The organism is Clostridium senegalense (assembly GCF_018916625.1).
In the GTDB taxonomy this organism is placed as follows: Bacteria; Bacillota; Clostridia; order Clostridiales; family Clostridiaceae; genus Clostridium_J; species Clostridium_J senegalense.
Genome location: NZ_JAHLNC010000005.1, coordinates 165,968 through 187,078 on the forward strand (window position 1 = coordinate 165,968; position 21,111 = coordinate 187,078).

Sequence of the window (21,111 nt, forward strand, 5' to 3'; positions counted from 1 at the left end):
TGATTTATATAACTTCTAATATTATACATAATATGTAGCATTTTAGAAAAACATACTAAAATGCTACATAAATAAATTACTTAACTTTTACAATTTATATAACTTTATATAGTTAATTTAAAGTTGTTTCCATAATATACCAGTACATGTATTGGCACAATTTGCACAATATTTTACACATGAAAATTCACAGTTTTGTTGACAATATCCAGAACAATTCTTTGAGCATTCAGAAACGCAATCAGCTACAAATGGTTGTGCACCAGATTGGTTTATTTTTGATAAAAAGTTTTCCATAGTAATACCTCCATCCAAAAATTGTAATTAAAGTTAAGTAATATTATTCTTTAATTAAAACTGTATTGTCATTAAAATTTAAAATTAAATCTTCACTAGAATCTACTTTCCAATTATATTTTTTTATTAATTCGTTCCAATTTTTCTCATAATTAATTTCTTCATTTAAAAAGTCTAATTTTATTGATTTTATTAATGAATTTTTTTCTTCTTTATTATCAACATAATCTTCAACTGAATAACTTAATTCTTTTAAAGCAAGCATTTTTTCATAAATTACTAAAATCTTATTTTTTTCATAAGTTTCTATATATCCCATTACTTTCATTCCATTTAACCTCCAAAAATTTAGTGATTTTGCATTGCAATTTCTCTTTCCATTTTTCCAATAATACATTGCTCATCACTTGGTGTGTTACATTCATAAGTTGTTTTTTTATTTTTAAAAGTACATCTTTTACAATGGTATACATCACATTTTTCACATTGAGGAAAATGTAAGCTATCATACAGCTTTAGCTCCTTTTTATTTATATTTTCTATTCCATCATCTAAGCTACCTATATAATTCATTTCATCATCATAGTAAAATGCAGGACATACATATATTTTACCATTTGGTGCTAATGTAAATGTATGTTTACCACTGTCACAACTACAAGGTTTTTTCAAATTCAAAATATCTGTTGCAATATTAATTTCTAGATTTTTATCGTTTTTATTACTTATAATATCTTGTATCATATTTAATTGAGTTTTATATTTACTTAAACTTTCTTTATCAAGTAATTCTTTATCCCTAATAATTAAGTTTATTCTATTTGAATAATTACTCAAAAAATCTATATTTGAACATATATTATCTATATATTCTTTATCAACTATATATATGCAATTAAATATTTTCTTTATATTTTCTTTTGAAAAATTATTTTTATATATAATAATATCATCTTTTTCTATTAATTTTTCATAATTATCAATAATTTGTATAAAAGGTATTTTATTTTTATTTAAAAAATCTCTATTGATTTCTCTATTTTTCCCCATTAATACGGGAATAAATCCATTATTAATTGCCATTTTTGTAGCTTTATCAAACATTTCCTGACTCATAAGATTTCTTGTTCCTTTTGGTAAATTGTTATGATAATCACAAAAGGCATCTATAGAATCATCTAAAATTATTTGCAAATATTTTTTGCTATCTTTAAGTCGATATAATTTTCTTAATGATATTTCTCCAGTTTTTTTCTCATACTTGTCCCAAAATTTTTTGTTTGATTTGACGGTGGCCTTATGCATTTTACAATTGAAAGTTGCTCTATCATAAATACTGTCATTTTTAGAATTATCATAATTGAACCCAGTACACCACGCGCATCCTGTTGCAACCTCACATTTCAAACATTCTTCATTACTTATATATTTAGACTTAAGTGTTAAAAAAGGCTTTAATAAAGTTGTATTTATACCATTATTTATATCACCTATCTTCCTACCTTTTTTATTATTCATAGAAAAGTCTAAAAATCTTATACAAGGAAAAAAGTTTCCTTCACAATCTATAGCTATCATTTTTCCTGCCCCACAAAAATTTCTATCTAAATCTTCTTCTTTAAGTGGAAATCCTATAGAATAATCAAAAAATCTTACAGAATAATCTTTCCATAATTCATTTTCTAATATATATTCACCTAGTTCATCAAGTTGTTCTTCTAAAATTATATCATCACCATCATGCCATATATCTTCAAAAACCACATTAGCTGCAACATCTTTTATACCTAAGTTCCATAAACTTATAATACTATCCTTTAAATAAGGTATATCTTCATGCGTAAATGTTGCCTTTGTACTTGATCCTGGAAATTGTTTAAGCCACAAATTAATATTTCTTTTCACATCATCATATGATCCTTTTCCATTAGGATATATTCTTTGTTGATCATGTTTTTTTTTATTTCCATCAATACTTATTCCCATAGACACATGATTTTTGTTTTTTTCTAAATAATCTTGTACTTTTTTTGTATCATAAAGTATGCCATTAGTTGAAAAACTAAATCTATATGCCTCAAACCAAGGATGCTTTTTTATATACATTTGTATTTTTATATAATCACAAATTTTATCAATTAAATCCATCTCTAATAATGGTTCTCCGCCTATAAATTCCCATACAACTGCCTCTTCATCAAAAAGTTCTCTATTATTCAAAAAATAATCCACACATTTTTTAGCCATATCAAATGTCATTTTTTTCTTTTTATTTTTACCAACCATATAGCAATATTTACAACATAGGTTACAATCTTCTGTAACACATAATGTTATATTTTTAGTTTTTCTTCCATTTCCCTCCCATGAATCTGCAAATTTTCCCATAGAGATATTATTATTCATGTAAATCTCTCCTTCTAGATAATATTTTTATTTTTTATAAATTTTAGATTATTGTACTATCATTAGATATATTAATTCATTGTTATAATATTATTGGATATATTAATAAGATCTTTATCATGTGTTATCATTATGATAGTTTTATCTAAACTTAATTTTTTAACAATTTTCTTTATTATAATTTTAGATTCATCGTCTAATGAAGATGTAATCTCATCTAAAATTATAATTGGAGTGTTTCTTGCTAAACATAAAGCTAAAGCTAATCTCTGGCGTTGTCCACCTGACAAATTATTACAATTCTCTTTTATAACTGTATTATACCCTTCTTTTAAATTTTGTATATAATCATTTAATTTTACATAATTACACAATTCAATTATTTTATCGTCATTAATGTTTTTATTAATCAATTTAAAATTTTCTTTTATTGTCAAATTAAATATATAAATTTGTTGATGAACTACTGATATTAGATTTCTAATAGATTTTTCATTTAGCTCATTTAGTTTAATATTATTAATTAATATATTTCCAGAACTAATATTATATAGTTTTAATAATAAATTTATAATAGTTGTTTTTCCTGAACCATTTTTCCCAACTATTACATTTAAACATTTCGATTTCATTTTACAATTAAAATCATTTAATATATACGTTTTATTATCATAAGAGAAATAAACATTTTGAAAAATTATATTTGCTTTTTTTATTTTTTTATTTTTTTGTCCAAATTTTTCACATTCCCAATTTTCATTATTATTTATTAAGTCAAAAATTCTTTCTAAAGATACTAAAGATTTTTGTATAGTAGCATTAAGTTGAAGGATATTGTTTAAATCTTCTGAAAATTGTTTGGAATAAGATGTAAATGCTACAAAATATTGAATTGTTAAATTTCCTCTAATTATAAGATATAATCCAAATATATTTAAAATAAAATTATTACTTATGTTTATAATTTTTATTATAAAGTAAGCAAAATTATGAAATTTTGAAATTTTATTTTTGTCTTGATTTAAAATTAAAGATATATTGTTAAATTTCTCAAAATTTTTATATTTTATATTATTTGTTTTTATATATTTTATTCCTAACAGCGATTGTTGTATAAAATTAAAATATATATCTTGAATTTTACTTAGAGATTTATTTTTTTCTCTTAACTCCTTGCCAAATCTTAACATTAATATATAATTTATAGGAAATTGAATAAGTATTATTATTGATAGCTTTAAATTAATTTTTAAAATAATAATAGATAATATAAGTACTCTTATTATACTAATTAATGTATTTATAAATTCATTTGTAATTATATTTGCTAATATATTTACATCACCTTGTAATCTTGATATAAATTCACCTATACCAACCTTATCAAAAACTTTCATAGACAAATTAAGTATACTGTTGTACATGTCATTTTTTACATCTAATATAATTTTATTATTTAAAGTAATTTCCAAATAAGACTTTAATGATGTTATAAAACTTTCTATAATTTGTATGAATAATGCCAATATAAGAAAATAATATATATCATTAAATTGTTGTAATGACACTTTTTCAATAATTTTACCTGCTATTAATGGTTGTATTATTCCTAATAATATCATAATAATCATAGAAAATATTATACTTAAAAAATGTATTTTAAATTTTTTTAAATATTTAAATGTATTTTTAATTAATTTAACATCTCTTTTAGATATTACATTTTTTATTCTCATGTTAAACCTCTTTTTATCTAGATTTTATTTGAATTATTTTACATAAAATATAATAACATACATTAATTGAAATATATTATTTTTCCGAAAAAATTAATTCTTATTTTACATTCTGTTAATATTAATTACTTATATTTCATTTTTAAATATTCAAAAACCTGTACTCATTATAATTAACAAGTACAGGTTTTTTTATTTCTTATGCTATTTCTTTTTTTATATTATTTTCTACCTTTTTTTCAAGTTTTAAGGCTTTAAGTACTGGTATTGTTATAATCCCATCTACTATATGATGAATAATTGTACCTACCCCTACAATTATTAATGCATCTTTAAAACTAAATCCAAAAGGCATTACAATTAACGCTTCTAAAACACCGTGTAATGGTGCAGTAAATAAAACCACTTTTTTTAAACTATAATTTTTATCAACTAATTTAGCACCTAAAAACCCTACAGCAACATGCATAAATGCTCGTGCGGCTACTACAGGATCTGGAAATGCAAATAAAAAACCTATTGAAGAGCCTAGTCCCACAATTGATGCAACTGATGTTCCTAAAAACATAGATAAAAACATAGGAACATGTGATGCTAATGTTGCACTAAAAGGTGGTATATAAACCCTTAAAGTAGAACCAAATACCAGTGGAATTATGATAGCAATTGCCATAAGCAATGATGCTTGAACCATTTTCTTTACATCTAATTTCATATTTATTTCCCCCATCTATATTAATATATACTGCTGTATATACAGTAGTATATATTAATATAGATTTTTTGTAAATATTTATTTTTCGATTAGATAAATTTAAAACATAAAAAGCAGTTTTACAATAAAGTTTAAACTCTATTTTAAAACTGCTTTCAAAATCTATATAATAATTTTTAAATACTAATTTCTTTAAATTCTACATGAATTGGATTATGAAGTGTAACATGCCTTTCAACATTTTGTATTTTAGTATTTATGTTCTCTCCTTCAACATTTAAAACTATATTACTATAGTCGCCAAAACGGCTTAAAAATTTATCCATATCTGAACATTTAATAGCTATAGGTATTTGAGACTTATCACTTCTTATAATAATTCCCATAGTTTCTCCATTATTTATAAACTTTTTTCCCTTTAACTTTAGGTCTCTCATTTTTGCTTCTAATATCATAGTATTCCCCCTTTTATATTATATAAGTTTTTTATATTTTATTTATGATTATTAACTAATATTACTTTTCTATTTTAATTCTTAAATTACCCCAGTTATCGCCTTCTGAGGACATCTACTTTCACAAAGACCACATGAAAAACATAAAGACTTATTAAATATAGGATATTTATTTATTGTTATTGCAAAACAAGGACACACCTTTTCGCAAATCTTACATGAAATACATTTATTATTATTTACCATAGGGTAACTTGAAGCAAATTTTACTCCTTTTTTCAACCTTGTATTTTTAACTTCTTCAATTGAACTAAAACCATATTTTTCAAGTGTCGTTGGTAATTCTTTTAATATTTCTTTATATATTTCTCTACCATGTATCATTGCACAAGAACTCATTTGTACAGCATCTGCTCCACATAATAAAAACTCTATTACATCTTCTGCTGATGATACTCCACCTGAACCAATTATAGTAAAATCTTTGAAGTTTTCTCTTATTAGATTTATTGTTGCTAATGCAAAGGGTTTTACAATTGGACCTGAAACATAACTTTCACCCTTTTCATTACCAAATTTTACAGCTCTTTCATTTAAATCTATTACCATAGCTGGTCCTAATGAATGTACTGCTACTATTCCATTTGCACCATTTATTTTTATTATTTTTACAAACTCTAATAAATTTCTTATATAATTATTAATTTTAATAAATATAGGTTTTGTTGTACTTTTCCTTGCCAATTTTACTATGTCTCCAACTTTTTTTAAATCAATGTTGTGATCTAAAGAAATTTCAAAACCATCAGCATATTTATCTAGTTTGGAAATTAGAACTATAATATCTTCCTTGTTATAACCAATACTAATTATTAGAGGTTCCTTCAAAAAACTTTTTATATTAGGTAAAAAATTTTCAGTCCATTTTTCATGAGGATATTCAGACCAAAGGTTTAAATTTAATACTTTGTTATTGCCTCCATATATGCAAGGTTTAGGTACCATTGCTCCTTTTATACCTATAGTTTTTGTAACCATTGCACCTAATCCAAAAGATGCTAAAATATTTATTTTATTATCATCGCTAACTAAAGGCCCTGATGCAGGCATAAGTGGATTTTTAAGTTTCAATTCCCCAATAGTTGTACTTAAATCCATTAAAAACTCCTCCATTTATAAAATATTATATTAAGTTTCTTTTAACTTCTAACCTTTAAAGGTTCTTCATATAACTTTTCATTTTCATAAAGAACTTTATAGTCTTTCATTAAAAATTTTCCATCACATATAACATCTTTTGGAGAAAAACTATCAAATACTGCATAGAATATATAATTTAAAATATTTTCTTCATCTAATGGTACTATTTCTTTATAAGGAATTATAATTAAATCACTCTTATAATTTTTTTCTATTTTACCTATTTTTATATTAAGTATTTTATTTGCATATTCATAATTATTTTTTATAACTTTTACTAAATCATTTAATGTAAAACTATTAGAATTATTATATTTGCTTCTCATAGTATAAACTAGATTTGAAAAGTCTCTTGTAATGTTAGCACTTAATCCATCTGTTCCAATTATGCAAGGAATATTATATTTTTCAAACATAGAATAATTAAAAGATGCTAATCCTTTGTTCATATTAGATGTTGGAGTTACTGCTACATATATATTTTTTTCATTTAATAATTGAGCTTCTCTATCGCTAACATATACACAATGAGCAAGTAATGAATTATCTGTTAGTAAATCCCAATCATTTAATCGCTCAATTATTCTTTTTTCATATTTAGACATACAATCTGCTACATCATCTATAGTTTCAGCTATATGAATATGGATAGGTGTATGGTTTTTATAGCTCTCAATCTTTTTCAAAGTTTCATCACTTAGCTTCATAGATGAATTTAATCCAAACAATCCAGTATAGTTTTCACTAGAATTAGTTAAAAAATCTATATTTTCTTTTATACAGTTATCAATATTTAAATCTTCACTAGTACTAAAAGAGAATATACCTCTTAATGACAAACTATCACATATAGCTTTTTTTAATTCATTTAATGTTCCTAAACAATTATATTCCTCACTACTGTGATCTATAATTGTTGTAACACCATTTTTTATACACTCAATTCCAAACATTAATCCATTATAATAACAACCTTTATTTTTAAATTCATTCCATATGCTTAGTTCTTTTGAAATTTCTGGTAAAATATGTGTATGTCCATTTACCAATCCAGGCATTATTATAGAATTTTTACAATCTATAATTTCTATATCATCTCTATTAAAATTAGTCATATTCCCAACTTCAATTATTTTGTCATCAAAAATAACATATCCATTTTCTATAAAGTTATTAAAATCATATATTTTAGCATTAATAATTGCTTTCATTTCAATTCACCTCAATAAAAGTTTTACATATCCTATTTTAATTTTACATTTCTATTTATATGACTGAGTATTAATTAATATTTAATTAACTTTAAATTTAATAAGTAAAATTTAAACTTTTTCTTATATATAGCTATAAGTTAACTTTTTAAATTATCCATTTCAAAGTTTGGATGCCTAAAATAGTGAGACATGCTCCGAATCAATTAGAATTCAATACTGCATCTTGTATAAAATATTTTAAGGTTATTGAATAAATTTAAATTGGAGCTTGTTTCCCTATATTAATCATCATTATTTATTATATTAAATAAATTTATAGCTTTTTTAGTCATTTCATTTACTAATTGTTTATCATAAACATGTCTTTTTATATTAAGTATTTTAAAACTATTCAATATATGATTTATTACTTGTCTATATTCATCCTTAATATATGAATCTAAGGATATTTTTAAAAAATATATACTGTTTTCTCCTCTTATAATATATATTTCTCTTGTCTTTCCTATAGTATTTTCCTTTGTAAATGATAATGCATCGTTATCATTTATTTTAAATTTTTTTATATTATCTACTCCCATATCTTTCATATATTTTGCTAACTCTAATTTATTAGAGTATGGAAATTCAACAAAAGTAATCCATAATTTTATATCATTAATTTTATATTTATCATTTTTACCAATTATTCTTAAATCCTTTTTTTCATCGTCATTATATATAATATCAATATCCCATTCTATTGGTATTTCAATTTTATATTCATCTTTAACAATATAATTTTTATAAAATTTGGGTGTAAAAATTATGTTGTTACTTAACTTCTCTATTTTTCTTATATCTTTTAAATGATTTTCTGATAATTTACAGCCATTTTCAAAGCTATCAATAAAATAATTAGTTGCCATATTTAAATTTTTTTCTACACCTTTTCCATATTTATAGCACAATCCTAATTCATATTTAGCATCTTTGTCACCAGATTCAGCAGCCTTTAAAAACCACTTTACAGCTTCTTTGTCATTCTTCTCTACGCCTTTTCCATCTTGAAAATTACATGCCACATTAAATTGTGCTTCCATTTTTCCATCTTTTGCAGCACTAAGATAAAAATTAAATGCTTTTTCATAATCTTTTTTAACAGATAACCCTTTGCTATACATAACTCCTAAATTTAATTTTGCCTTTGGATTTCCAAGCGCTGCTGCTTTTTCATACCAATATCTAGATTTTTTATAATCTCTATCTATATTATCAAGCCCAACCCAGTATATAGAACCTAACATGTCATAAGCATCTTCATAACCTAATTCTGCTGCTTTATGAAAATATTCTACTGCTTTTTCATAATCTTTTGAAACGCCCAATCCATTTGCATACAATTGTCCCATTTCATAAAAGCTTTTACATTCACCTTTTTCTATTCCATTTTTTATAGATAATTTTTTGTTTTTTATGTCAATTATATTTCCATCTTCATCATACAAATTATATAAAAATTCATCTGCAAATTTATAACCATTTATACTAGCTTTTTTTAACCATTTTTCCGCTTCTATATAATCAACTTCTACACCTAATCCTTTATAATAAATTTGTCCTAGATTGCTTTGAGCCTTTACCTCACCACTTTGTGCAGATAATCTAAACCACTTTATTGCTTTTTCATAGTCTTTATATACATTTAAAAAAAGTGCACCTAAATTATTTTGTGCTGAACTATTACCTTTAATTGCAGAAATATAGAAATACTCTTTTGCCTTTTCATAATTAAAATATTCAAATCTATCATCTAAATGTATTAAACCTAAATAATATGATGCATCTAAAAACCCTAAATTTAAAGCAATTTCTAAAAATCTCTTTGCCTCTTTATAATCATTACTTTTATAATTTAAAATCCCTTTATTTAAAAATTCATTACCATCTTTTTTATTAATATTAATCTTTTTCATTAACATATCTATTTTTTTAAATATTAACTTTGTATTCTTAATATATCTTTTCAATTAAGCGACTCCTTTTATAGATTCCTATATACTATAGTTTAATTTTCAAATTAGTATTATATTACTTTTAATTATAATATTTTGTATTTTTTAGTTTACAATTTAAATTAAATACTTAATTTAAATTATGTAAACTTACTTAGTAAAAACTTTGTCAATTATTATTAAATAATAAAAAATAAGATTATATAAGATAAATGTAATTAAATCTTATATAATCTTATTTATGTTTTTTATAAATTTATTGATACATAGCTATCGGTATAATTTGTATACATGGACCATTTATCTTAGTAGCACATAATTTTTCATCTATTATTTCTGGTAAAACTATTCCTTGTTTTTCTAAAATTTCAAAATAAGGTTTCATATTTAATATAAGTTTTCTAAAAAAATCTCCATTACATGATTTTCTTAATAAATCTACATGTTGATTTTTATTGCAAACACATATTACTTTGCCCATAACTGTACAGTTACAATTACAAAAATCATAACTATGAGTGGTTTTAGATATAAAATTATCATTATGAGCATTTATTATAGCTTTACAACAACCTAAGTCCATTATCATATCAAAAGTATTGTTTAAAGTTAGATATTTTTTTATCATATTAAGTTGATTTATAATAGTATTATAATTTATTAAAGTATCTTTTGGTAAAAGTCCATTTAATAAAGCTATATCGTAACAACTTATTGTATCTATCATTTCATTTATATTTGAAAGAATAGACATACTACTTACCACCCCATAGAATTCTACATGATTTCCAGGTTTAACTTTGCCTAAAATTATATCTTTACTATTTATTACACTATACATATTATTATCATTCATAGATTCTCTAACTTGTCTGAAAAATGAAAATGTGGCATATGTTTTACTAATACTATATTCTTCACGATTAATTGCCCTACCATCCAATGTCCCTCTTGTTAACCCTTCGTTAGTACCATCAAGGCCTATTGGACTTTTATCTTTTTCTATTTTATTAGTATCTTTTAAGTACTTTTCAAGTCTTGCATTTCCCATGTCTTCTGTAATACATTTAAGTGTTTTAGTTTGTATATATCCATCAATTAAAAGCCCTGATAAATCTTGTATTAATCCCCCATTTAAATACAAAGGTACTGTAGTCAATAAATCATTCAATATTAATTCACCCTTTTGTCTTAATAATATATATATATGACTATTAATTACAGTAAATGATATAAAAAGCTTTAGTTAGATTCACTTTTTAGATATGTATTTATTATCTTTTATGTAATATCTCCATAAAAAGTCTACTGCTTCTTCTGCATAATCTATGCCTATTCTTTTAGTTTTTATTATTTCAAAATTATCTATTTTGCTATTTTCCACATAAATTTTATTACTCTTACTCATATCTTCATAATTATCATCTTTAGATATGTTCATAGCAATACATAGTTTTGCTGGACCATTAGTTAAAACCTTCATTTGATTTTTGTTAAGGTCAGAGTAATCTTTTCCAAACCTTAAGTTCGACATAATATTAATACCTTCTATAGGTTCTATGGCTCTTATAAGTACCCCTTCTGGAACATCTTTTTTATTGGTTATTATATTAAAACAATAATACATACCATATATAAAATATACATATGCAGTGCATGGCTCGCCATATAGTGGCTCAGTCCTTTTAGTTCTTTTTCTGCCATAAGCATGAGATGCTTTATCTATTTCACCTATATATGCTTCTGTTTCTACTATTTTTCCTTTTAAGATTTTACCATTATAATTGGAAACTAAAATTTTTCCTAAAAGCTCCTCTGCTACTACTCTAGCATCTCTATTAAAAAAATCTTTTCCTAATTTCATAAAATCCCCCCTAACTTAATTATAAATATAATCAATGTTATTTATTTTATATTTTTAGCTATTTACTATTTCACCACCATTTACATGTATTGTTTCTCCAGTTATATAGGAAGCACCTTTTGAAGCTAAAAATACATATGATTCTGCAAGTTCTACCGGTTGACCTGCCCTTTTCAATGCTGTTTGACTACCAAACTTAGAAACTTTTTGTTCATCAAAGGATGCTGGTATAAGTGGAGTCCAAATTGGTCCTGGTGCTACAGCGTTTACTCTTATTCCCTTTTTAGCTAAATTTAATGCCAAAGAACGAGTAAAAGATGTAAGTGCTCCTTTAGTGCAAGAATAATCTATTAAAGTTTCATGTCCATGATATGCAACAACTGATGTTGTATTTATTATAACTGAACCACTTTTCATATGTTTTACAGCTTCTTTAGTTAAATAAAATGCACCAAACATATTAGTTTTAAAAGTTCTTTCGAATTGTTCCTTTGTTATATCTTCTAAATTTTTACAAACATGTTGTTCAGCTGCATTATTGACTAGTATATCTATTTTTGAAAATTTATCCATAGTTTTTTTTACTACTTCATTAGAAAATTCTTCATCACCAATATCTCCATTTATAAGAAGACATTCACCATTATTTTCTGTAATAATTTTCTTTGTGAAATTTGCATCTTTTTCCTCATTTAAATAAACTATAACAACTTTAGCCCCTTCCATAGCATAAGCTATTGAAACAGCTCTACCAATTCCACTATCTCCTCCAGTTATTATTGCTACTTTATTTTTTAATCTATTTCCACAAAAACTATATTCATCTAGCTGAAATATTGGTAATGGAATCATCTCACACTCTTTACCTGGTTGAATTTTTTGATGTTGTGGTGGAAAGCACATGGAAAAATTTTTATCTAAACTCATAATAACACTTCCTTTTAAAATTATTAAAGCTTTTAAATTTTGCTATTATAAGTATTAACCATTTACTAGTTTTATATAGCCATAGTTGTTAATTATCTTTTTTATCTATATAATTTTTATAAGCCTTATACTGAATGTTTGCAACTACTTTGCTATTTACTATATTAGGAGACATTTTGGATAAAAACACTGCAATTTTATTCATTGCCCCAGGGATTACATTCCCTTTTCCTTTCATTAAACCTTTATATCCTTTATATGCTACATCATATGGATTCATTGCTATACTTAAATCTGATTTCCCTGCTCTTTTAGAAAAATTAGTCTTTGTAGCACCAGGACATAGAGCCGTAACTGTTATTTTATATGGTTTTAATTCTTCTTTTAGTGCATAAGAAAAAGATAATACATATGCTTTAGATGCATAATATGTAGCTATAAAGGATCCCGGCTGATATGCACCAGTAGAAGCTACATTTAAAATTTTACCTTCTCCTCTTATTTTCATATCTTTAATAATGAAGCTGGTTAATATAGTTAATCCTCTTATATTTACGTCTATAACTTGAAGATGTTTATCTATACTGATATCATTAAATTCTCCATTATATCCAAGACCAGCGTTATTTATCAAAATTTCTACTGTATAGTTATTTTTAATTATATAATTGTATAGATTTTCAATTTCTATTCTTTTGCTTAAATCTACAATTAAACCATCTACATTTATATTAAAATCTTTTATTAAACTCTTTTTTAAGTTTGAAAGCACTTTTTCATTCCTACCAACTAAAAATAGATTATATCCTTCTTTTGCAAAAATTTTAGCAAACTCCATCCCAATTCCACTAGTAGCTCCAGTAATCAGAACTATACTTTTCATAAAATCACCTTCTATAAATTTACTCTTTTTTAATCCTTTAATATTATTATTACAAAATCACAATGCTATTTTCAATATATTTCTATAAACATAAAATTATATTGAAAATAAATTAATATCTAAAATATAGCTTTAAAATTTAAAGTTATATTTAAATTTATAACAGAAATTGCCTTTAATAAAAGATAAAGTTTACTTATACAACTTGTTGAATATTAGTTTAAATGCTATACTTATGTAGAAATTTAAAATAGTGAAGGAGAAGAGAACGTTGAAGAAGCTTAAAAAAATCATTGCATCCACTTTGATATTTACTTCCATTTTTTCAACAACAGTTTTAGCAAAAGAAGCATCTGAAGAATTAAATTTAATAGGTACTTCTGCTATTTCTGTTGACTTAGAAACTAATGATATCATATACGCTAAAAATATAGATAATCAAATGTTTCCAGCTAGTGTAACTAAACTTATGACTGCATTATTATTAGCAGAGAATAAGCAGAAAAATGATTTACTTACTTATCCTAAAGAGGCATTAAATGAAGCACCTTTTTCATACGGATTAAATGTTCATCCAGTTACTCCTGGAGATACTTTTACCGCTGCTAATGCAATGGATATTTTACTTTTATATTCTGGAAATGACATAGCTTATATGATTGCTAAAAACATTGGTGGGACTGTAGATAATTTCGTTAAGATGATGAATGATAAAGCTAAAGAGTTGAAAATGACAAATACTCATTTTGTAACACCTAATGGATTAGATGATAACATAAATGATCATTTAACAACATCTTATGATTTATCAATACTTTTAAAAGCTGTTATGGACAACGAATGGACAAGTTCCATATTAGGTAAAAAAGAATCTGAAGTAAAATCTACAAATGGACCAACTGCTAAAGTTGAAAATAGAAATAAAATTCTTGGTGAAAATGGAAATATAGGTGGTAAAACTGGATATACTGAAAAAGCTGGTAGATGCTTAGCTGCAGTATATGAAAGAGATGGTCGTAAAATTGCAACAGTAGTTCTTAACTCTGAATATAATCTTCCAGAAGATAGCAAAGTCTTCGAAGATGTTGCCAAATTAGCTGATTATAGCTATAATGCAGAGAAAAAGTCACTACTAGCAAAGGATACTGAACTTGAGAGTAAAACTTTAAAGTATAAGGTTTTTCCTTTATTAGGGCCGGAGAGAACTATAAGAGTTCCAGTTACAGTAAAAGAAGATGTATTAGCTTATGAAACATCATTAGAACCTGAAATTAAATATGAACTTAATGATGGTAGCGCTTGGAAATTAAATAAAAATAAGCCTATAGGTAAAGTTACTGTAAAAATTAAAGATACTACAAATCAATATGATTTATATCCAACAATATCAAAGATGGATTTAGTTAAACAAAACATACTAATATACATAGTGGTACTTGCTATAATAACAGCTCTAATTGTTATTATATTAAAATTTATAAATAAAAGAAAAGATCGTAAAAGAAGATCTGTTAGATTTTATAGATAAAAATAGTATATTATATTTGAATAGCACTGATTAAAAATCAGTGCTGTTTTCAATAAAGCAAACTATATATAAAAAAGTGATACAGTACAACTATATCACTTTTTTTATATGTATATTTATTAATTATTTTTTACTTGCAGCTATAGATACACATCTTTGATGTTCTTCATCTACGCCTTCTGTGATTGATCCATCACTATGTCTCATACTATTTAAAAAGTGTAAATCACATACACCATCCATTCCATTATTTTTAACTACATCTAAATTCTGACCAGTTCCGTATCCTCCTGATAAATCCGGTGCTTCAGCTAAAGCTGGATAAGCATCATTTCCTGCATGAGGCATCGCTGCCATAGATGCTGCTATTCTTTTACCACTTACAGAAACTATAACCGGTCTTCTTTCCCAAGAGTAATTTCCACCCCATACATTTTTTATAACATCACTATCTTCTTTTGTCAATGCTTCAACATCTGCATGATTTGTTCCAAAAGTACGTTTTAATTTAAATGTTTTACCAGTATAAACATCTTCAACTTCAGCAATGGCACCTATTGGATAAACATATTGAGCCTTACTAAACCAATCTAAATTTTCAATCTGTGGCTTAGCTGATTTAACAATTTCCTTTTGGGAGCTTACTGCAACCCCTCTAACTATATCACTATTATCATCTAAAGATTTTTCTTTAGAAATTGCTTTTTCATCTATATCTCCACCTCTAGAAAGCTTAGAGTCATCTTTTTCTAAGTCATTTAAGGCTATATTTATTTCATCATTATTTTTTACAGTTTTAAGATTTTCTTTATTGTTAAATCCTGATAAACTCAAAGTTTTAGTATCATTTTTAGCTACCACTGTATCTTTCTGAAGGCTATTCCTAGAATCAGACATGCAAATTATTGTTAATAACCCTAAAGCTATACTAGCTAAAATTTTCCTATTTCTTTTATTTCTTATCTTTTTTCCCTTAGAACCAAAAATCATTCTCGACACATCAAAAACTCCTTTTAATCTAAATTTAATAGTTTTTATCAAATTAATCTTTTTCATAAATTATTTTGTATAAAAAGTTCTAATTTATTCATTAATTTATAAATTTCTGTAATTATTTTTTATAAATTATGGATATAAATTAATACTTTTAACTTATACCTTTTTTGAATAAATAGCAACAGCATAAATTATAATATATTTTTTAAATAAAAACAAGTTATAAAATCAAAGAGCTTATTTTTTACTCCTCTTATTTTTAAAAAAAATTAAATTTATCCAAATAAAAAATCTATCTCAAAGTAGATTTTAACACCACTTTGAGACAGATTCTTTATTTCAATTTTCTAGTATCACATATAAGCTCAGCTCTATGACGTTTTATTTTTATTACTCCTTCTTTAGTGAATTTATATATATAATTTAAAAAAGTATCCTTATTAAACTTACCTTTTTCCATATCTGCAAGAGCCTTCTCCATTCTTCCAGTATAATCAGTATCTAAAAGCTCTTTTATTGGGAAAGTTTCTATAAGTTTTTTACCTTTTTCAGTTATAAGAAGAGATTTACCTTTGGTTGTTATATACCCTGTATATTTTAACTTACTTATAGTCTCTGCTCTTGTAGCTGCAGTTCCTATAGAGTATCCAGCTAAAACCAAGGATGTATCCTTATCTTCATTTTCCTCACTATTATTATTGTTACTTTTACCACAGGTTTCCATAGCTTTAAGTAATGTTTTTTCAGTATGATGCGCCGGTGGTTTTGTTTTCTTTTCTTCAACCTTTATATCTACCATTTGTACAATTTCATCTTTTTCAATTTTAGGTAGTAACTCATCTTTTCCATTATATTTCTCAATTTTTAAATAGCCTTCTTTTCGTAAAATTTTACCTTTAGATATAAATAATCTATCATAATTTTCTCCTTTTACAGAGGTTATTATTTCAGTATGTTCAAATTCAGCACTTTCCATAAATTGAGCTATAAATCTATTTTTTATAGATTCATATACTTCCTTTTCTTCTTTATTTAAATCCTTAGGTTTTAAATAAGTTGGTATTATAGCACTATGGCTTTCAACCTTACTATTATTAAAAACTTTTTTGGTAACTACAAATTTAATTTCATCTTCAAAAGGTAATCCTTTTTTTAAAGTATCTAAAACTTTTTTTGCTTTATCTTTTAGACTTTCTTCTAAAGCAGTACTTGATGTTCTAGGATAAGTTATATATTTTTTTTCATATAAACTCTGACATACCTTTAAAACTTTATCAGCAGTATATCCTTTGTACTTACTAGTTACATATCCTTGAAGGTTAGTTAAATTGAATAATGGTCCTTGATTTTCTTTTTTTATTTCTATTTTTTTCTCTATGACCTTTCCTTCTTTACCTTCAATCTCCTTTTTAAGTTTTTCCATCATTTCTTTATTTTTAAACTTTTCTAATTTATTATGAAAAAACTTTCCTTTATAACTACCATTATCATTTTCAAACTCACAATAAAGCTCATAAAATTTTTCAGAGTTAAACTTTTCTATTTTCATTTCTCGATCATAAATCATCTTCAATGTAGGCATTAATACTCTTCCTATATTCAAAAGATTCCCTTTACCCCTACAATATTTCATTGTTGCAACAGAAGTAAAATTTATACCAATTACCCAATCAGTTAATTGTCTACTCAAGCCAGCGCTTTGAAGGCTTTCCATCTCTTCGTTAGTTTTTAAATTAGATAGACCTCTTTTAACTTCATCCTCTGTCCATTCATTTATGAGAATTCTATATATAGGTTTCTTAGCTTTAATATAATCAAAAATTAGTAAACCTATAAGTTCACCTTCCCTATCATAGTCTGTTGCACATATTATTTTTTCTACATCTTCTCTTTCAACTAAAGATTTTATTATAGAAAGTTGTTTTTTTGCACCGCTATCCTCTTTACCTCTATTCTTATCATCTGGTTTAACTTTATATTTAAACTTTTCTGGTATATATGGAAAGTTCTCAAAGCTCCATAATGCTAATGCCTTGTCATAATCTTTGCAATCATATAACGTTAGCAAATGACCAAAGGCCCAAGTTATTATATAGTTTTCTCCTTCTATATATCCGTCTTTCCTACTTTTACACTTTAATGCCTCAGCTATATTTCTAGCAACTGAAGGTTTTTCCGCTAATATAACACTTTTCATTTTATCACCACTTGCAATTTTTTTATAATACATAAAAAATAATAGTTACAATAAGATATATTTTGTAAAAATATGATTCACAAAATATACATTTTCCTCATTGTTTCTTTATTATTTCTATAATAACCATTTTAATTTTAACTTACTAAAAAATAAGCTATTTTAAAATTATATCATATATTGTAGATTTTATCCTGTTTTCATAAAATTAAAACGAACCTGCAAATTATAAAAAGCTATATTAAATTAGAACTAAAATTCCAAATTAATATAGCTTTAGAAAATAAGCTAAAATTAAATTTATAAATTAATTTTTAACACTTATTATAGTTTTAAATTTATCTTTGTCACAGGATTTGTAGACTTATACATTATCTATTTAACATCAATTTAGATTCTAAGCTTTCTTTTTGCTCATTTTTAAACTCACCATTTCCATTTGAAAACACATTTAATTTAATATTGCCTCTTTCTCCATTTGAAAATTCACCTTCTATAATATTATTTTTAATATTCAATTTAGATTTATCTATATTTTCTAATACTTCTATTTCATCTATATTATAATCTCCCAATTGAATTTTACCACTTACGTTATATTCATTCAAATCCATTGCTATACTAAAATAATTATTAGCATTAATTTTAATATCTTGTGCAATTGGAATATAAGATTCAATGGAAACACTATTTGCTTTTAAATCTATATTTTTAGGAAGTGTGCCTACTTTTTCATAATCACTAAATAATCCATTACTAGAAATATCAACATGTGAGCCTAAAATTTCAACACTATCAGCATTTATAAACTCTCTCACATCCATTGTTATATTTCCATTTGCTCTTATCTTTATTTGCTTTAAATTATTAAATTTAGGTAAAGAACAATAACCATAATAGCTATCAAAATTTATTGAATCAGAAAGCACCGAAGCTTTTTCAACATTTAAAGAAATACTTTCATCAGATTTTAAATTAATATTTACTCCTTTTGGAACTTCTATAATTATTTTTGATCCTGTGTAATCTCCTGACAATGAATATAACAATCCATTATACATTCTTTCAAATACATTTCCATCACCTTGTGGAATTGCCATAGATTCTATTATTTCACTATTTATTTTTAAAGTTTTACTATCCGTATCATAGCTTGGATTTACTTCTAATTTTTCCATTGGAAAATTGTAAGTTTTTATTTTAACTAGATTATCTTTACTTTGATTTATTTCAACGGAAGCTTTTCCATTTCCACTAGAGCTTATGTCAAGGTTCAAGACTTCATCTTCAGTTGAATATATTTCTTTAGCTATAGATTGCTTATTGTTATTTTTTACATCCTGCACATCAGCTACAAACTGAGGCACTGCCACAACGCCTGTTCCTATAGCACCAATAGTTCCTATTCCAACTAAAATAGCAGCAGTTATAAGTGCAATTTTTCCTTTATTCATTGTAGCTATCCTCCTTATCTTCATCATCTATTTCATGTTCAACTTCTTCATTTTCACTTAAACTTAAAGTATTATTGTTATAATTTTCATTGTAAGCATTGTTTTCTTTGACCCTTATATACATTTTTCTTGTTTTAACCCAGGATATATATCTGAAAATTATATCTTTAAAAAATTTAACAATGTATATATATATTGTCCAAAGAGCTAACATAACTCCAGTACCTGCTAACGCCATAAAAAATATAAATAAACCCATATACATATTAGCAGTCATCATAGGAAATGAAATTATATATCCTCCTATATCCATTATTGTAAATCCTATAAGAGTTAGTGTTGCTGAAATTATTCCTGTTATGATAAATATTGTTGGCATTATCAAAAGCAATGTTAAAATTATAAGGATTGCTTTAACTCCCCATATAGGAATTTTCTCATTTAAAATATCATTAGAGTTTAAAAATTCTTTACTTCTTTCAATACCTCTTTTTCCTAATCTTTTAGTTTTCCCCCAAATTTTTTTAGCTTCTCTTCCATAATCTTTTTTCTGTTTAGAACTTACATCACTTTTTTTCATTTCTCTTTTTAAATCATTTGCTATAGTTTTAGGGGAACCTAAAGAACTTATTATGGCATCATCACTTTTTCCTTCTAACTCTCCATTTAAGAAAAATTCTTCATAATCTCTTATTATATCTGAAACTTCATTTTCACTAAAACAGTCACTTAAATAATCTCTTAATATTTCTAAAAATTCTTTTCTATTCAAATTTAATACTCTCCTTTCGATATCTTTCAAGAATAAAATTTACATCTTCAACAAACCTATCCCACTCATTAACCATATCTTTAAGATTACTTTTTCCGTAATCTGTTATTTTATAATATTTTCTATCTGGTCCACCTTCTGATTTTTGAATATATGTCTCAAAATTACCTTCTGATGTCAATCTCCTCAATAACGGATAAATTGTGCTTTCTTTTACATCCATAACTTTAGATATGCTTTCTACAATTTCATATCCATACATATCTTTACTATTTATTAAAGTCAAAACACATATTTCAAGCACACCCTTTCTTAACTGGGTACTCATACTTTAACCTCCTATTCTATATAGCATACTATGTAATACATAGTAGATAGATTAAAAAATATGAAATCGTAATCTACAATTTCACTAATCATAATATTTTCAAAGCATACTATGTATTGCGCAGTACCTACTTTTTTAAATACGT

The 21,111-nt window shown here is 24.9% G+C and carries 19 protein-coding genes; 1 reads left to right on the top strand and 18 read right to left on the bottom strand.

Translation table 11 applies throughout. The features are described from left to right. Nucleotides 1–117: 117 nt before the first annotated feature. From KQI36_RS10705 to KQI36_RS10765, 13 genes are all read right to left on the bottom strand, one after another. Nucleotides 118–297, bottom strand: a complete 180-nt coding sequence (locus tag KQI36_RS10705; RefSeq protein ID WP_010297061.1) for a hypothetical protein — start codon at nucleotides 295–297, stop codon at nucleotides 118–120. Between the two features lie 43 nt (nucleotides 298–340). Beyond that, nucleotides 341–625, bottom strand: coding sequence for a CXXX repeat peptide modification system protein (locus KQI36_RS10710; protein ID WP_216450857.1), 285 nt, complete (start codon nucleotides 623–625; stop codon nucleotides 341–343). Between the two features lie 20 nt (nucleotides 626–645). Beyond that, entirely contained in the window at nucleotides 646–2,703 is a 2,058-nt protein-coding gene (locus KQI36_RS10715; RefSeq protein WP_216450858.1) for a radical SAM peptide maturase, CXXX-repeat target family, read from the bottom strand. A gap of 71 nt (nucleotides 2,704–2,774) precedes the next feature. Further along, nucleotides 2,775–4,439, bottom strand: coding sequence for an ABC transporter ATP-binding protein (locus tag KQI36_RS10720; protein ID WP_216450859.1), 1,665 nt, complete (start codon nucleotides 4,437–4,439; stop codon nucleotides 2,775–2,777). A 199-nt stretch (nucleotides 4,440–4,638) separates the two neighbouring features. Then, nucleotides 4,639–5,154, bottom strand: a complete 516-nt coding sequence (locus tag KQI36_RS10725) for an ECF transporter S component (RefSeq protein WP_216450860.1) — start codon at nucleotides 5,152–5,154, stop codon at nucleotides 4,639–4,641. A gap of 176 nt (nucleotides 5,155–5,330) precedes the next feature. Further along, nucleotides 5,331–5,609 (bottom strand): hypothetical protein, encoded by a 279-nt coding sequence (locus KQI36_RS10730; RefSeq protein WP_199869353.1) that lies wholly within the window; start codon nucleotides 5,607–5,609, stop codon nucleotides 5,331–5,333. Between the two features lie 81 nt (nucleotides 5,610–5,690). Beyond that, nucleotides 5,691–6,767: a 4Fe-4S binding protein gene (locus tag KQI36_RS10735; protein WP_216450861.1), complete on the bottom strand. Its 1,077-nt coding sequence runs from the start codon at nucleotides 6,765–6,767 to the stop codon at nucleotides 5,691–5,693. A 41-nt stretch (nucleotides 6,768–6,808) separates the two neighbouring features. Then, on the bottom strand, nucleotides 6,809–8,020 hold the full coding sequence (locus KQI36_RS10740) for an amidohydrolase family protein (protein WP_216450862.1): 1,212 nt from the start codon (nucleotides 8,018–8,020) through the stop codon (nucleotides 6,809–6,811). A gap of 284 nt (nucleotides 8,021–8,304) precedes the next feature. After that, complete coding sequence (locus KQI36_RS10745) at nucleotides 8,305–10,032, bottom strand: tetratricopeptide repeat protein (protein ID WP_216450863.1); 1,728 nt, start codon at nucleotides 10,030–10,032, stop codon at nucleotides 8,305–8,307. 241 nt (nucleotides 10,033–10,273) lie between these two features. Continuing rightward, nucleotides 10,274–11,188, bottom strand: coding sequence for a hypothetical protein (locus KQI36_RS10750; protein ID WP_216450864.1), 915 nt, complete (start codon nucleotides 11,186–11,188; stop codon nucleotides 10,274–10,276). 81 nt (nucleotides 11,189–11,269) lie between these two features. Beyond that, nucleotides 11,270–11,881: a DNA-3-methyladenine glycosylase gene (locus KQI36_RS10755; RefSeq protein WP_216450865.1), complete on the bottom strand. Its 612-nt coding sequence runs from the start codon at nucleotides 11,879–11,881 to the stop codon at nucleotides 11,270–11,272. A 54-nt stretch (nucleotides 11,882–11,935) separates the two neighbouring features. Continuing rightward, nucleotides 11,936–12,808, bottom strand: coding sequence for an SDR family oxidoreductase (locus KQI36_RS10760; RefSeq protein ID WP_216450866.1), 873 nt, complete (start codon nucleotides 12,806–12,808; stop codon nucleotides 11,936–11,938). 88 nt (nucleotides 12,809–12,896) lie between these two features. Further along, entirely contained in the window at nucleotides 12,897–13,691 is a 795-nt protein-coding gene (locus tag KQI36_RS10765; RefSeq protein WP_216450867.1) for an SDR family NAD(P)-dependent oxidoreductase, read from the bottom strand. 271 nt (nucleotides 13,692–13,962) lie between these two features. Between KQI36_RS10765 and KQI36_RS10770 the strand changes: the two genes are divergently transcribed. Further along, the gene (locus KQI36_RS10770) at nucleotides 13,963–15,219 is read left to right on the top strand and encodes a D-alanyl-D-alanine carboxypeptidase family protein (protein WP_216450868.1); all 1,257 of its coding nucleotides are present in this window, start codon (nucleotides 13,963–13,965) and stop codon (nucleotides 15,217–15,219) included. Nucleotides 15,220–15,342: 123 nt separating this feature from the next. Here the strand turns inward: KQI36_RS10770 and KQI36_RS10775 are convergent, their stop codons facing one another. From KQI36_RS10775 to KQI36_RS10795, 5 genes are all read right to left on the bottom strand, one after another. Further along, nucleotides 15,343–16,209: a hypothetical protein gene (locus tag KQI36_RS10775; RefSeq protein ID WP_216450922.1), complete on the bottom strand. Its 867-nt coding sequence runs from the start codon at nucleotides 16,207–16,209 to the stop codon at nucleotides 15,343–15,345. A 340-nt stretch (nucleotides 16,210–16,549) separates the two neighbouring features. Next, a complete protein-coding gene (locus KQI36_RS10780; protein WP_216450869.1) occupies nucleotides 16,550–18,412 on the bottom strand; it encodes a type IA DNA topoisomerase in 1,863 nt (620 codons plus the stop codon). Nucleotides 18,413–18,783: 371 nt separating this feature from the next. Then, nucleotides 18,784–19,866 carry a hypothetical protein gene (locus KQI36_RS10785; RefSeq protein ID WP_216450870.1) on the bottom strand — a complete coding sequence of 361 codons (1,083 nt, stop codon included), beginning with the start codon at nucleotides 19,864–19,866 and terminating at the stop codon, nucleotides 18,784–18,786. Beyond that, nucleotides 19,859–20,638, bottom strand: a complete 780-nt coding sequence (locus KQI36_RS10790; protein ID WP_216450871.1) for a DUF1700 domain-containing protein — start codon at nucleotides 20,636–20,638, stop codon at nucleotides 19,859–19,861. The genes KQI36_RS10785 and KQI36_RS10790 overlap by 8 nt, the downstream gene beginning before the upstream one ends. Next, nucleotides 20,631–20,966 carry a PadR family transcriptional regulator gene (locus KQI36_RS10795; RefSeq protein WP_216450872.1) on the bottom strand — a complete coding sequence of 112 codons (336 nt, stop codon included), beginning with the start codon at nucleotides 20,964–20,966 and terminating at the stop codon, nucleotides 20,631–20,633. Before KQI36_RS10795 ends, KQI36_RS10790 begins: the two co-directional genes overlap by 8 nt. Nucleotides 20,967–21,111: the final 145 nt, after the last annotated feature.